Annotated in this window: 13 protein-coding genes; 3 read left to right on the top strand and 10 right to left on the bottom strand. The window is 55.4% G+C overall.

The features are described from left to right. Positions 1-28: 28 nt before the first annotated feature. The 10 genes from DK842_RS06565 to DK842_RS06525 form a co-directional block, all read right to left on the bottom strand. Positions 29-514, bottom strand: coding sequence for a hypothetical protein (locus DK842_RS06565; protein ID WP_145963982.1), 486 nt, complete (start codon positions 512-514; stop codon positions 29-31). A 154-nt stretch (positions 515-668) separates the two neighbouring features. After that, on the bottom strand, positions 669-1,991 hold the full coding sequence (locus DK842_RS06560) for a capsule biosynthesis protein (protein ID WP_114063647.1): 1,323 nt from the start codon (positions 1,989-1,991) through the stop codon (positions 669-671). A gap of 20 nt (positions 1,992-2,011) precedes the next feature. Further along, positions 2,012-4,048 carry a capsular polysaccharide biosynthesis protein gene (locus DK842_RS06555; RefSeq protein WP_198414648.1) on the bottom strand — a complete coding sequence of 679 codons (2,037 nt, stop codon included), beginning with the start codon at positions 4,046-4,048 and terminating at the stop codon, positions 2,012-2,014. Between the two features lie 565 nt (positions 4,049-4,613). Next, complete coding sequence (locus DK842_RS22905; protein WP_145963981.1) at positions 4,614-5,225, bottom strand: acyltransferase; 612 nt, start codon at positions 5,223-5,225, stop codon at positions 4,614-4,616. Then, positions 5,225-7,411, bottom strand: a complete 2,187-nt coding sequence (locus tag DK842_RS06550; RefSeq protein WP_168194827.1) for a capsular polysaccharide export protein, LipB/KpsS family — start codon at positions 7,409-7,411, stop codon at positions 5,225-5,227. The genes DK842_RS22905 and DK842_RS06550 overlap by 1 nt, the downstream gene beginning before the upstream one ends. A 15-nt stretch (positions 7,412-7,426) precedes the next feature. Beyond that, positions 7,427-9,088, bottom strand: coding sequence for a polysaccharide biosynthesis/export family protein (locus tag DK842_RS06545; RefSeq protein WP_114060743.1), 1,662 nt, complete (start codon positions 9,086-9,088; stop codon positions 7,427-7,429). A gap of 1 nt (position 9,089) precedes the next feature. Continuing rightward, the gene (locus tag DK842_RS06540) at positions 9,090-10,253 is read right to left on the bottom strand and encodes a hypothetical protein (RefSeq protein WP_198414647.1); all 1,164 of its coding nucleotides are present in this window, start codon (positions 10,251-10,253) and stop codon (positions 9,090-9,092) included. Then, positions 10,237-10,908, bottom strand: a complete 672-nt coding sequence (locus tag DK842_RS06535; protein WP_114060742.1) for an ABC transporter ATP-binding protein — start codon at positions 10,906-10,908, stop codon at positions 10,237-10,239. The genes DK842_RS06540 and DK842_RS06535 overlap by 17 nt, the downstream gene beginning before the upstream one ends. Next, positions 10,905-11,684, bottom strand: a complete 780-nt coding sequence (locus tag DK842_RS06530) for an ABC transporter permease (protein WP_198414646.1) — start codon at positions 11,682-11,684, stop codon at positions 10,905-10,907. The genes DK842_RS06535 and DK842_RS06530 overlap by 4 nt, the downstream gene beginning before the upstream one ends. Further along, positions 11,681-12,517, bottom strand: a complete 837-nt coding sequence (locus DK842_RS06525) for a KpsF/GutQ family sugar-phosphate isomerase (protein ID WP_232538613.1) — start codon at positions 12,515-12,517, stop codon at positions 11,681-11,683. Before DK842_RS06525 ends, DK842_RS06530 begins: the two co-directional genes overlap by 4 nt. Before the next feature lie 438 nt (positions 12,518-12,955). On the opposite strand from DK842_RS06525, the gene DK842_RS06520 reads away from it, so the two are divergent. The 3 genes from DK842_RS06520 (at position 12,956) to tolQ (ending at position 14,586) form a co-directional block, all read left to right on the top strand. Next, positions 12,956-13,174, top strand: coding sequence for a hypothetical protein (locus tag DK842_RS06520; protein ID WP_145963980.1), 219 nt, complete (start codon positions 12,956-12,958; stop codon positions 13,172-13,174). Positions 13,175-13,309: 135 nt separating this feature from the next. Continuing rightward, the gene (locus tag DK842_RS06515; protein WP_198414645.1) at positions 13,310-13,891 is read left to right on the top strand and encodes an L-threonylcarbamoyladenylate synthase; all 582 of its coding nucleotides are present in this window, start codon (positions 13,310-13,312) and stop codon (positions 13,889-13,891) included. A gap of 26 nt (positions 13,892-13,917) precedes the next feature. Continuing rightward, positions 13,918-14,586: a protein TolQ gene (gene tolQ / locus DK842_RS06510; protein ID WP_114060739.1), complete on the top strand. Its 669-nt coding sequence runs from the start codon at positions 13,918-13,920 to the stop codon at positions 14,584-14,586. The last annotated feature ends 13 nt before the right edge of the window (positions 14,587-14,599 follow it).

Genomic DNA, 14,599 nt, shown 5'->3' with positions numbered 1-14,599 from the left:
GTCGGACCATTTTTTATGCCGGCATAGCTTAGAAATCGTAGCGGGCGTTGAACGTCAGCACGTGATCCACGTTTTCCTTGTGCTTGTGGTGGCCCAGCTTGGAGTCGCCGTAGCCGACCTCGAACGACAGTTTCTTGTAGCCTAGCGATACGAAGGGCAGGGCGGCGAAACCGTTATGATCGGAGCCGTTCAGATAGCCGCCGTAAATGCCCACGCCCATTTTGAAGTCGCCCGCCACATTGAAATCCTTGCGCCATCCCGCGGCGGCGTAGTACGCGGTTTGCTTGGCGGAGTCGCGATATACCGCGCCACGCACGATTGGACGGCCCCATGGGTATTCCTGAGGCGACCATTCCGCGCCCAGCCCGGGATTGAACTGCTCGAAATCGCAATGATGCTTGCTGCTGTTGCAGCCGTAGTGCTTGGATGCGAAGGGAACGAGCAAGGAAACATCCGCGACAGCGGGAAGCGCTGAAAACAACAGCGCGGCGAACAGCATGGAACGGGTAGACATCTATTGGCTCCGGATGGATTATTTTTTACTCTTGCCGGAAAACAGTAAGTATTTTTTACTTTTATGGCAATGAAGAGCATGTAATTTCATTTTTACATGAATCCACACCGGCGGCGCGCCATGCGCTGCCTGGTCTATCCGGTAAATTTCCCGTTCATGCCGGCCACAGCCTGGCCAACCATTCCAACAGAGACGAAAGTTCGGCGGCCTCGTCTGCCTCGATGAGGAAAATCGTCATCAGCGAGAGCAGCAAGGAAGAGAGGGCGGGTCTGAGCGGGAGGCTCTTTGGCGATGGGGGCAGCCAATGGGATATGCCGAAAAAAGCGCCGTTCAGCTGGGTGTGCTTGAGCAAATAGGAACGCAGCTTGCCGTATAGCTCGCGCTGGGGAGGCTGGCATTCTCGCCAGAAACGATCCAACCCGTGCTGGAATGTCAGGCCGTTCATGTCGTACAGCGCGCGTCCGGCCACAACCAGCGGCTTGCCGTGATGCAGAGCGGACAGGCCGACGGTGCTGTTGACGACGACGACGCCCTGGCTTTGTTTCAGCAAGGTGGGTAGATGCGCGTCGTGCAGATAGTGGACTCGGTCCGAGATGCCGGTTTGCCGCGCCAATCGTTGAATAAGATGGCGATAGTTGCGATGGCCGCGGTCCATTGGATGGTGTTTCAAAACCAGATGGCGGTGAGCGGGAGCATGGCGCGCGAAGGAGGCGACGACCTCCTCGATGAATTCCGCGACATCTCCATAATGGCTGTGGTGCAGAATCTGGCTATCGTTGAAGACCTGCAGCGCCACCAGATAATAATCATGCTTCAGACTGGTCGATAGGCGCCGCTCAACGCCGCGCTCGCAGATCCGGTACCACTGTTTGCGCCAACCGGAGCGCAGCCATAATCCGCACTCGCGGAATGGGGAAAAATCCTTGTGGTGACGGTAGTGGGGATAGCTGCGCCGCGATAGCCAACCCGCGGCGTAGTAGCCCATCGCGGTCAGCGCCATTCTGCGGAACGAGGGCCTGGTGGGTAGCGGTGGAGCAAAGCTGCTGGGCTCATGCTCCAGAATGGCGACAGGATCATCAGCCAGTTTCGAGTAGGCATTGACTCCGCCCGGCTCCAGCGTGACGTAATCGGGGCGCAAGTATCCTTCTTCGAAAGCATAGAAAGCGAGATCCTGGCTACGGCAGACTTCGGCCGCTATTTGATGATAGCGGCGGCAATCGCCGAAACAGATCACGCCGTCTATCTGCCTGGCCTGAAGAAACTGAATGAGCCAAGGCGCGAAATCCTCCAGTCGTCCGCGATAGTCGGTATGCGGGAGCCGTCGATGATAAAGCCTGTCGCCGCCATTGAAGTTGAGCTTGTGAACGGCGACCCCGTTCCTGCCAAGCCAGTCGGCGAGCAGGTTGAAGAACGGACCCATCGGCCCCTGCAATAGCAGCAACCGGCGGTGTTTGAGCAAAGGTTGGGCGGCGAGCATCGCGATATCTACAGGATTGTTCAGCGCAGCGTCCGCAGCAGGCCGCGTCCTTTGCGCCATTGACGGGCAAACCAGTGGTTCGCCGCGTAGTTTGCATGGTTGCCGGTCTTCTGCCGACGCAAATATTCCACAACCGCCTCGGCGCGGGCGAAACCATCGTGTCCGGGGATGACATAGCGGGGATAGGCGATCAGCGTGCCATAGACCAGCTCGTCCAACGTCAGCACGCGCCGACGATGGGGAAGCGGCTGCCGGTCCTGGGTCAAGCCCCAGCCGGCGTAAAACGGCATGCCGTAGCAGTGCACCGTTTTCCCTTGCAGCAGCGCCTCGAAACCCGCCTGCGAGGTCATGGTGTGGACTTCATCCGCGGCCGCCAGACAGTCGGCGATGTCGGCCGCGGTAGCCACCTGGTCGGCCAATTCGGCCAGATCGCTGGCAGGCACCGCGCCGCGGCGGTTGCCGGATGTTACGTCCGGATGCGGTTTGTAGATCAGCCAGGCATCCGGACGCAGCCGCCTCGCCTCGCGCAGCAGCTCAAGATTGCCGCGCATCTTCGGAGAGGCTTCGCGGATCGAGGCGTCGTCTTCCACCTGCCCCGGCACCAGCACCACGGTTTTGCCCGCGGCTTCCGCGGGCAGCTGGAAGCTGCCGCCTACGTTGTACTTGCTGAGCTTCAACTCGACCAACTGCTGCCTGAGACGCGCCGCGCGCGCGACTTGCCAATCATCAAGCTGCAGCGTGTCGAGCAAGCGCTCAAGGTCGGAGCCGGAATGCGGCGAGTAGTACAGGCCGCCGCGGTCCACCACCAGCGACATCGGGGGCATCAGGTGGGAGCCGAGGCCGACCGAGCGCAGGAAGCCATCCTCCATTCTGAGCAAGGGCATGCTGCGTTGCTTCGCCCATTCGGCGACATCCGGCCGCATGCCCCAAACCACCAGCTTGCTGTCCGGCGGCAAGGCGGCGGGCAGCTTGTCTGGTCTGGAAATGAAACGCAGGTGGTTGCCCGGCGTCTTGAGGAAAGGCCAGACCGCCGCCCGTTTCCACCAGCTCATGCCCACGCACCAGAGCGTCCCATTCGTTTGCTCCCGCAGTTCCCGGTTCAGCCGAATCCATTCCGCAACGTCAAAGAAGGTGCCTGGCTGGCCTGTCTCCGGATGAATGTAACGGGCATATTGCAGATAGGCTGCGTGGAACAGCTCTTCCAGAGTGCAGCGCCGCTGGCGCCGTTCGCTCAGCTTGGGCATGTCGGGATGGCGGTCGTCGGTCAACCCCCAGCCGGCATACCATGGCATGCCGAAGCACACCACCTTGCAGCCGGCGATCAACGCTTCGAAGCCCATGTGGGAGGTGGCGGTGTAGACGATATCGACTTGGGACAGCAGAGACTGCGGACAGATGTCTTCGGCCAGTAGCCGTATACCCTCTAGAGCCTGAGGCAAATATCCTCGCTTCTTGCGCGCGACTACATCGGGATGGGTTTTCACCCATATTTCAGCATCAGGATGCTCATTGCGGGCGGCAGCAAGCATTGTTTGAAAGGCCTGAGCATCCGCGCCACCTAACTGAACTGATATATCGCCTTCAGTCTGATCCAGTACCAGTACGCGCATTCGTCCTGCTCGTAGCGGCAACTCTGTAGCCGGTGCATGGTTGTATTTGGACAAGCGGTATCGCTTGATCCAGGCTAAGCCATTGGCGGCATTCCGTATCGACTCATCCGATAATGGACTGGTGTTCAGCATTTGTTCCAGTCGAGAAGGATGGTTGGCATCGTAATAAATCCCGATGTCGTCCTGGACGATGGATAATGGTGGCGTGCCATACACCGCTAATCCCAAGGAACGGAGAAAACCGTCCTCCAGCGACCAATAGGGTAGCGAGTGCATGCGGGAGAATGTTTGCGCGCGTAGGGATGATGGCCGTAAACCCCAGCCGGCAACTGCGGTTAGCGTGGTTATATCAAATGCCAAGTGGTTGTGAATGCGCCGTACTGGCGAGCCGAGAAGGGCCGCTAGGTACGGGATGCGGGCAATACCTGAGGACAAAATGGCGATCACTTTATCAGCCTATTCAATATTGAGATAAATTCCTGCCCGGAAAATATCTTGCAAGACTAGGTTTTCTCATGAAATACTCCCATTCTATTTAGGGATGATGAGTTTTGAATTTCCACCATTCTGAATGAAAGTTGGTAAATCATAGCGATTGAGGATCGGTAGTCAAAACCAAAGTGGAATAATTTCCCAATGGCTTATGCGACACTTCTCATGTGCAGATTCAAATTGCTGAAAGAAATTAAAATAGTTTTATTATGGGTAACTCTGTTATTTCTATAGTAAAAGCGTTGCGCTGTTTTTTTCGCTGAATAATTTGAGGCGGAACATCTTGGTTTTGACAAGCCGGCCCACCATTTTGTCGCGTATAGAGGCCTTGTTGGTATTTTCCGTGAGAGATGGCATTGATGTTGCTCATTAATTTTCACAAGCGGGCCACTCTGGCAGGAGGTTTTCTGGTGGCGGCCTGTGGTGAAAAGACTGTTCTTGATTGTGTTGTTTCATTGAAATCTTTATTAATCGGCTTATGCCAAGATGGCTTGCCTGTTGGGTTAGAAGCATCTTTACATTATCCTAAAAGCTTTCTGTCCCATGTCGTATTGGTTTTGATTAATTTTGCAGGTGCTCCAGCATAAATACAATTGCCCTTATATTCCCCAGATGGAACAACAGATCTGATTCCTATGATTGCATTTTCGTTTATGCTGGCACCTTTTAATATTGTTGTATGGGCACCGATCCAGACATGATTATGTACAACTATATCCTCCCCAAAATTAATTCTCTCGTTACTCTCTATGTTAATTATTGCATGGGAGTCTGTTGTTCTGAATTCGATGCCCCAAGCTATCATGCAGTCTTCGCCGATAGATATTGACTTACCCTCGCCGCATATAAAATTAGCTCCGCCAATAGTAGTTTTATTTCCTATGGTAAACCGGTTCCCATCGGTAAGCTTCATTATTAATTTCCCGCTCAAGCAACAATTCTCCCCTATAAGTATTTCATTGTTATCGCTCTCAATTAGTATGGAGAAATTGTTAAGCAACGAGCCTTTCATAACTGTAATTTTGTTATTACTTCCTTTTATCTTTATCTCGCCGCCTATTAGCTGATTATTTTTTGTCTCTTGAAATGTAATGCAATTTCCCTCTCCCGATATGGTAATATTTTGATCCATTATTTAATTACCTTCCCTAGGATTTTAAAGATTCCATGTTGCGAGTCCCTGAAAAATTTTCCAGGTGTTTCGATTAATTTTTTAAATTTTCTCTTACGGATTATTTTTTTTTGTTCGATACTGTATTTGTTTTGATTTTGCTTGTGTTCTTGTGAATGATTACTAGTGGAGGAAGTGTTTTTTGGCGCCCCCGTTCTAATAATTCCGCCTTGGTTTCTATATCGGTCAAATAGTATGGATGATGTTTGAATTTTAGGTGCGGTAGACCTTTCTAAAACCATTTCTTCAAAATTTGGGATTCTTAGAATGTAATAGTCAATCGCAGTGGTTGCAGTCATTTTGCTTCCATCTGTCCAGTCGACAAGTCGAGTTTTGAAATTGGCAAATGAATAAAAATCTTGCGATAGATATTTTATAAATCTAATTACTTTCTCTTGGCATGGTTTGAAATTTTCTATGCTACTAATTAGCTCGGCGGCTGTTGTGACACTTTTGCAAAGACCTGGGTGGTTATAAAAAGCATTCCCTGCGACAAACACTGGCTTTTCATGGATAAGGCCAGTTACCCCTACGCCAGAATTGATTAATAGAACAGCATTTGATGCCTCTATCAAACTGGTAATGTTGAAATTATTTGCATAATAAGCCCCAGGTATATCTGGGGCACTATCCTCTAGTGGATGTTTTTTAATTACAACTTTCCAAGAGGAGGGTAATGCTTCCACTAGTTCTTCTATGAGTGAAATGAAGTTTTCATAGGAGCCAATGGGCCCGCAAAAATGTTGGATGACAGTATCGGTTGGTCTTTGCAGTGGAATAAATAATATTTTATCAAGAGGGTTTAATTGCAGAGTATTTTTCAAGCTGTAAGGTGTAATTTTTTCAGGCTGTAATTCTAAATATTTTTGAGAGTTTTTTTCGTTAATTATATATTTTAAACAATCTTTTCTTTGTTGCTCTGTTAGGGGGGAATCCCAATTTTTGGGATAGTAACTTGAGCTATCATAATTAAAGCCATTGCTATCAATAAAAACTGAGTCTGGCAATGCGCCTCTCTCGCAAACGTAATATGGAACTAAATTTTCCCGAATGACATTGTAGATGCTGTGCATCTTTTCCGAGGCGTAAGGGTTGTGAAATATTACTCTATCAATTTGATTGATTTCGATATATTTAATTATATCAATCCCATCAAACTCACACTCATCCAGTAAAACTAGTTCTCCAAAAAATGGTGAGGTCCACTTATTGTATACCCACGGATTACTTCTGAATATTATAGATTTGCCGCTGGAAATCATTTTCAAAGCTTCGGGCTCTTTCCCTGTTCTTGCAAAGTCGGCGATTTTTTTTTCAAATTTCCTTTTGTTTTCAGACTTTCCTTGAATATAATTACTGTTGTGCTCAATAGGATGCCATGCATGGAACATTACCATCCCCTTTTTGAAGGTAATGTCGCCAAATAAACGGTAAATACTTTTCCAACCTTTGTATTCTTGTATTGAAGAGAAATTACTATAATCTAGTTGCGCATCACTTGGCAGCGGGAATTTTCTATTTCGGCGAAATGCTCGACAAGTATATTCAAGATCTTCAAAGCCCCATGCCTCAAACTCGGGGTCATTTCCACCTGTGCATAAATAGTGATCTTTTCTCCAAATAGTGACCGATGTCCCGGTGGAGAATTTTTCTATTTTATCTTTATTGTCCTCAATAAGATATTGAATAAATTTTGATTTTCTTGTTAAGTGCGGTGTTTCAATAAATTCTGATGTTGCATCTTGAGTGAGATATATAACGCCAAACATAATAAAGTTGTCGGCAAATTTATCTAATTTTTGAATAGAACATTCATTTACTGCGTCATTGTAAAATCCATTGTATGGCATTAAGTCTACGTCTTGAAATAATATATATTTCCCATTTGCATTTTGTGCGCCAAAATTTCGAGCGCGGCCTATGGAGAAAAGAGATGTTTCTGATTCAATCCTTAGATATGTTGCACCAATGCAGCGACACTTCTCAATTAATTTTTCTGATAAATATTTAGGAGAGCCATCATCAACGATCATGAATTCAATTGATGTCGGACATTCTTGATCAAGTGATATGTAATCAAGGCGCTCTATGGCATCAATACGCTCAGGGGAAATGCGAATAGGAATAATGACAGTCATTATGGACATGTGATTTTCTTTCATTTATAGATCAAGAATAACTTTGGCCGCTACTGCAATTTGATAAAGAATTTGAGTAATCCCGCGGGTGACTTCGATGTTCTTGCTGTCTATCTTCGGCATCACCATCACTTCGTCGCCGGCTGCTACTTTGGCGCGTTCGCTGACGGGCAGCGCCTCGCCGTTCTGTTTCATGAGAACCAGGCGGGATTTGTCGGCGCTCTGGTTGTAACCGCCCACTTGTTCCACGTAGTCGCCCACGTTCAGTCCCGACTGCCAGCTGACCGCATTGGGGAACAGCACGTCGCCATGGACCATGACCACGCTGGTTTTTTCCGGTATCCGGATCACGTCGCCATCTTCCAGCAGGGTGGTTTGCAGGGCTTTTTCGTTCAGCACGACCTGGCCCTTGGGCTCGACTTTGCCGGCCTTGGCGACGAAGCGTTCGATCAACTCGGCTTCGCGGGTGCGCAGCTCGGACTCCTCCTTGGTGGAGGAGCGGGCGGAGAAGGCGGTTTCCTGCAGCTTTTGCAATGACAGCGCCAGCATGGTTTTCTGGCGTTCGGCCACCGACTTGCGGAACAACTGGATAGAGTCGGTTTGCGACATGCTGTTGGAGCGGACTTTGGCCAAGACGTCGGCCATCGTCGCCCCATAGGGCAGCACGATGGCGTGCTCGCCGGAGTGCGCGCCTTCCACGCGGACCTGGATGGTGCCGGCGTAGCGGTCGGCGGTGACGGTGAGCTGGTCGCCGTCGTTCAGTTGCACATCGCCGGCCTGGGCCAGCGGGTAGTACTCGCTGGTCTTTTCGCTGCCCTGGCGGCGGATGATGCTGACGTGGGTGGCGCCGGGTTTGGGGCGGGCCATCGCCAGCGCGTCGCTGACGCTGATGCGGGATTGGCCGAATTCGAAGTCGTAGGCGTTGTAGACCTCGCCCGAGATGGCGAAGGTGTGCTGGCGGGGGCCGACGACGATCACGTCGCCGTCGGAGAACTGCGCCAGGTCCAGCCGGCCCTTGAGCAGGAAGTCGTACAGGCTGAGGCGTTTGCGGATGGTGTCGCCGCGGCGGATGGAAATATCCACGTAGCTGCCGCGGTCGGGGTCGACGCCGCCGGCTTTGTCCAGGTAGCTGAGCACGCTGTCGGCGGCGATGCCGCCGTAAAGGCCGGGCTGTGTGACGAAGCCAGTGACGAAGACCTTGACCGGCTGCGCGACGTCAAGCGCCGCGTAGACATTGACGTTGGCCTTGTACACCCTGCGAACATGGTTGCCGACCAGTTGGTTCAATTCGCCGTTGCGGGCGCCGGCCACCATCACCGGGCCGACATTGGGCACGAAGATATTGCCCTGTGGGTCCACCATCAGTTGGCCGTCGAACAGGAAGGCGCCCCACAGGCGCAAGGAGACGCGGTCGCCGATGCTGATCTGGTAATCGGGATTGAAGCCGCTGCCGGCGCTGTGGCGGAAGGCGCCGCCGAACAGCTGGGAACCGAACATCCGCCCAGGCGCCTGCACCGGTACTTGCGGCGCGGTGGCGGCTTGCGGCAGTTCCGCTGCGGGCTTGCCCGGTTTCATGACGGCCAGTTGGGCCGGATCGGCTTGGCTATTTCCTGGGCCTGCATGAGCGGCAGGCATGGCGAGCGTCAGGCTCGATACGAGCGTCAGAGCGATAGGGGTCGGTCGCATGTCAAATCTTGTGATCTTCAATAATGGAGAGAGCCAGCCGGATAGTGCCGTACAGCAGCGAAGCGACCAGCAGCAGCGAGGCCAGCGTGTAGAGGCGGCGCGGATATTCCGCCAGCTCCGGCAGTTGCGGCGAGCTGATCACGGCCAGGCTTTTCTGTTTGTGCGCGGCCGCCACCTTGGCCTTTTCCAGCGCGGTCAGCGCCAGTCGGTACAGGTCGGTGCGGAACTCCACCCAGGCGCGTATTTCCTGGAATTGCGACGCCTTGCGGTTGAGCTTGTCGTCTTCGGCCGACGTGAGTTTGGTTTTTTCCCGCGCGATCTGGGTTTTCAGTGCCTCCAAGGCGTTGCGGGCGGACACCACTTGGGGTGAGTCGTTCTGCAGATAGCTTTGCAGATTGCGCAACTCGGCTTCCATTTGCGCCTGTTTGCCCTCCAGTTCGGCTACTAGTTGGCCGGTGGCCTGGGCCTGGGCCTGGGGGTCGATCAGGCCATGGCGGTTCTGGTAGGTGAGCAGCTTCTCGCGCGCCTGCCGGAGTTCCGCGTACGCGTTGTCGACTTCGCGCTGGGCGAAGGCCATGTCCTCGCGGCTGATCTTGTGCGACAGCTCATTGATGAAGCGCTCGCTTTCGGCCAGGATGGCGCGGTTGAGCTTTTGGGAGAACTCAGGGGTGAAACCCTGGCTGCGGATGGCCAGCAAGGAGGTTTTATCGTCGAATTGAATGTCGACGCGGTTGCGGTAGTAATCTAGGAAGTCTTCCCGCGTCGCATCTGCGGGGAGCCGGTACAACCAATCCCAGCCGGCGGGGACGCCGAAAGCCTGCTTCAGATTCAGCGTCTGGTCCAGGCGGGCCAGCATGTCCGGCGAGTGGATGTACTGCTGCAGCAGCATGGCGTCTTCGCGGAGCGTCGACGCGCCGCCGCCCAGCAGCATGCCCAGGTCCAGGCTGCCGGCCTTGTCGTCGGCGCCGCGTTTGACCACGACCTTCGCTTCGCTGACGTAGCGGTCCTGGGACAAGGTGAGGAAATACAGACTGGTCAGCAGCAGCGGCAGCGCGATCAGCAGCGCGGCCAGCTTGTCGCGCTTGAGCAGGCGCTGCCATGGCAAGGCAGATGCGGGCATGGCTGCGGAGCCGTCGGCCTGGAGTTTTTCAAACCACTTGAACATCTTCGTCTTTCTGGTAAGCCGCTATGGCTTCGTCTATCAGGGGGAAGTAGCGGACGCCATCGCGGCCAAGCAGCAGGGCGGCATCGCAGAAACGCCTGATCTCGGCCAGGTTGTGGGAAACCATCAGGAACTGGCTGTGTTTCCGTTTCTGTTCGATGATGCGGGCGCTCTTGGCCTTGAAGCTGGCGTCGCCGACGGCGGTGACTTCATCGACCAGGTAGTAGTCGAAGTCGAAGGCCATCGACAGGCCGAATCCCAGCCGTGAGCGCATGCCGGAGGAATAGGTCTTGATCGGCATGTCGAAGTGTTTGCCAAGTTCGGCGAAGGCCTCGACGAAGGCCACTTTTTCGGCGAGTTCGTGTTTGGCCGCGTAGAGGCGAGCGACGAACTTGACGTTCTCGCGGCCGGTCATGCTGCCTTGGAAGCCGCTTGCCAGGCCGACCGGCCAGGAGATGCGGCCGGTGGCGCGCACCTGCCCGCAGTCGGGCCGGTCCATGCCGCCCAGAATACGCAGCAAGGTGGACTTGCCGGCGCCGTTGCGGCCGATCAGGCCGACGCTGACGCCGGATGGAATGTCGAGGTCCAGGTCCCGGAACACGTAATGCCGGCCGGCCGGCGTGCGATAGGACTTGCTGAGATTGCGGATCTGTATCATGAGCGTAGGATGGCCGGCTCGCGGGCCTTGTAGAGCAGAAGCCCGACAAAGGACATGGCCAGCGCGCACAGCCAGAGATAGGAAAGGCTGACTCCGTAGAGCGGGTAGCCGGGAAACACCGCATGGCGCATCAGTTCAAAGGCATGCAGCAGCGGGTTCCAGTCCACCAGCCAGCGGTATTCGGCGGGAATGATGTGCAAAGAGAACATCACGCCGCTGGCGAAGTACAAGGGCTTGATCAAGATGGGCAGGATCTTGTCCGCCGCCTTGAACGCATGGCCCAACACCATGAAGACAAATCCAATGCCTTGCGACAACAGCGCCAGCGCCAGCCAGATGGCGATCAGGCCAGGGATGTCGTTCAGCCGCATGGATTCCCCTAGCAGCCAGAGGATGAGAAGCAGCACGGCGAAGCAGGATGTCTGGATCAGGCATTCCAGCAGGCTGCGCGCCAAGACCGCGTCTACCGGGTGAACCGGCCGATAGCTGAACAGGCCGCGGTTGGCCTCCACCGCGTTCAGCGAACGGGTGGCGATATTGGAGAACAGCGCATAGGGCACGATGCCGCACAGCAGGAAAATCGGGAACGAGATGTCGGGCATCGTGCGATGCAGCAGATAGCCGATGATCGCCAGCATCACCACCATGTGGGCAACCGGCTCCAGCAAGGCCCACAGGTAGCCCAGGCGGTATTCGCCGAAGCGGGTTTTCAGCTCTCTCAGAAACAGCGCGTGCACCGAACTGCGCATCACGCCCCAGCCATGGTGCGCCGTCACAGGTCGAAATACTTGATGATGCCGACGGGGCGGTCGTATTGGTCTACCGCGACCAGAGAGGTGATCTTGCGTTTCAGCATCAGCTCTTCCGCTTCGGCAAACATCGCGTCGCAGGAAATCGTCAGGGGAGCGGGCGTCATCAGTTGCCGGGCTTGCAGCGCATGCGGCGATTCGTGGCGCTCCATGCCCCGGCGCAGATCGCCATCGGTCACGATGCCTAGCAGATTCCCCTCATCGCCCAATACCACGGTCAGGCCCAGACAGCCCTTGGTCATGCTGTTGACGACTTGCTTGAAGTTGTCGCCCGGGTGATTGCTGGGAATGCCTGGCGTCATCACATCGCGGACGCGGGTCAGCAGCTTTCTGCCCAGCGAGCCGCCGGGATGGAAGCGGGCGAAGTCGGTGGGCTGGAACTGGCGCAGTTCCATCAAGGCCACAGCCAGCGCATCGCCCATTACCAGTGTCAGGGTGGTTGACGTGGTGGGGGCCAGATTGTGAGGGCAGGCTTCGCGCTCGATGGGCACCAGCAACGCGCAGTCCGCCTCGCGGGCCAGCGTGGAGTCGCTTCTGCCGGTGATGGCCAGTACCGGCGCGCCGATGTGTTTCAGGTAGGGCAGCAGGCGCAGCACTTCCTCGGTCTCGCCGCTGTTGGACAGCAAGAGCACGCTGTCTTGCGGGCTGATCATGCCCAGGTCGCCATGAAAGGCCTCTCCGGGATGGACAAAGAAACTGGAGGTGCCGGTGGAGGCGAAGGTGGCGGCGATTTTGCGGCCGATGATGCCGGATTTGCCCATGCCGCAGACGATCAGCTTGCCTTGCGTGGCATGAATCATTTCTACAGCCTGGCTGAAGTCGCTGGACAGCTCATCCGCCTGAGTTTGTAGGGCCCGGGCTTGTTCCGCGAAAACAGCCGAGCCGATGCGCGCATGCAGGGGCATTACTCTTGCCTTTTGGTATTGTTTGGTATCTGAAAATGTATCCGCTTGTATAATTTTGCCAGCCGATGATTTTTTATGCCAATAATTTTTAGTTAATTCGTTTTCAATTCGTTTACAAATTGCAGTTGAGAAATTTTATGCTCATGAATGGGCAGGGTTTTTACATTTTGAAATGTAAAAGAGTGTGCGTGCATTCTAGCCTTGTTGGCACTCCAGTCAGGCATTTATGAAAATTTGATATCCGCGGCGGTTATCTTCACGGGAAGTTGACGTCCTGCCCGCTACAGTTCGCTCATCAGTCCGATGCAAGTCCCCATCCTGGAGCGAGCCATCATGTCCACATTGATTACCGAGCAAGGCCTGCCGGCAGATCCGGAGCCTGGAAGTCGCCGCCGGCTATTGCGTTTTCTCAGCCATGAAAAGCGTTGCTGGCGCCGGTTGGCTTATTGGTTGAAGCAGTTCAGCTCAGACGCCGGCGTGCCCGCGCGCTGCTATGCCTGGCGCGCCGCGCCGGAATCGCCGCCGGAAGACCATGAGCACTTGCTGCTCTGACGCGTGTCCGCTGCCGGAGCGTGCCGGGAGGCCGCTCCGGCGTCGTTTTCTGTTCTTGTTCCATATTTGCGTCTGTGTTTTTGCGCCGTTGCCGCTACAATGGCGGTTTCCCGTTTTCATCTAGTCCGATCCATCATGAAGTCCGGTTCCGGCCCCTTGCCGCGCCTGCCAGGCAGCCGCCTGCAGCAACGGTCCCGCAAGCAGTTGCGCGTTGGCGGCGTCATCGCTTATTCCACCGAATCCTGTTACGGTTTGGGTTGCCGCCCGCTGGATGCCCGGGCGATACGCCGGGTGCTGGCGATCAAGGCGCGCCCCAATCACAAGGGTTTGATCGTCATCGCCGCCGATGTCGAGCAGATCCGCCACTTGGTCAAGCCGTTGTCCGCCGCGCAGCGCGCGGAACTGGCGCGCTATTGGCCCGGTCCATATACCTTTTTGCTGCCGGCGTCGCGGCGGGTGCCGCCGGCTTTGCGCGGCAGGCATCACAAGATCGCGGTGCGGGTGACCGCCCATGGCGAGGCGGCGGCGTTGTGCCGGCGCCTGGGCACGGCGCTGGTGTCCACCTCGGCCAACCGGGCGGGGCAGAAGTCGCTGAAGACGGCGCGAGCCTGTCGAATGGCTTTCAAGGACAAGGTGCTGACGCTGCCGGGCCGCATCGGCAAGCGGCGCAAGCCATCGACCATCATCGATCTGGAGAGCGGCCGCGTATTGCGCTAGGCCGTGTGTGAACTGAGGAATAAAACGTGCAACAGATTTCTTTTATCAGCCTGATCCTGAACGCCAGCCTGCTGGTGCAGCTGGTGATGGCCGGCCTGGCGCTGACGTCGGTGCTGTCCTGGGCGCTGATCTTCAACAAGGTCTCGGTGCTGCGGGCCGCCAAGCGCCACAGCGAGGAGTTCGAGCGCAATTTCTGGAGCGGAGCGGATTTGAACCGCCTGTACGAGGATGTGTGCCGCCGCAGCGACACCGTGGGCATGGAGCGCATCTTCCAGTCCGGCTTCGCCGAATTCCTGAAGCAGCGCGGCCGCAGCGGCGCCGAGCTGTCCGACATCATGGATGGCTCCCGCCGCGCGATGAGGGCGGCGGCGCAGCGCGAGCTGGATGCGCTGGACAGCCATACCTCCTTCTTGGCCACGGTCGGCTCGGTCAGCCCTTATATCGGCTTGTTCGGCACGGTGTGGGGCATCATGCATGCCTTCATCGGCCTGGGCAACGCCGGCCAGGCGACGCTGAGCACGGTGGCGCCGGGCATCGCCGAGGCGCTGGTGGCCACGGCGATCGGCCTGTTCGCGGCGATCCCGGCGGTGGTGGCGTACAACCGCTTCGCCACCGACGTCGACCGCCTCGCCACCCGCTTCGACACCTATATGGAAGAGTTCTCCAATATCTTGCAGCGGCTGGCGACGCGTTAAGACGCTTGCCGTT

Source organism: Chromobacterium phragmitis, assembly GCF_003325475.1.
Classification (GTDB): domain Bacteria; phylum Pseudomonadota; class Gammaproteobacteria; order Burkholderiales; family Chromobacteriaceae; genus Chromobacterium; species Chromobacterium phragmitis.
Note: the sequence above shows the minus strand (reverse complement) of the source record. Positions and strands in the feature narration are given on the sequence as shown.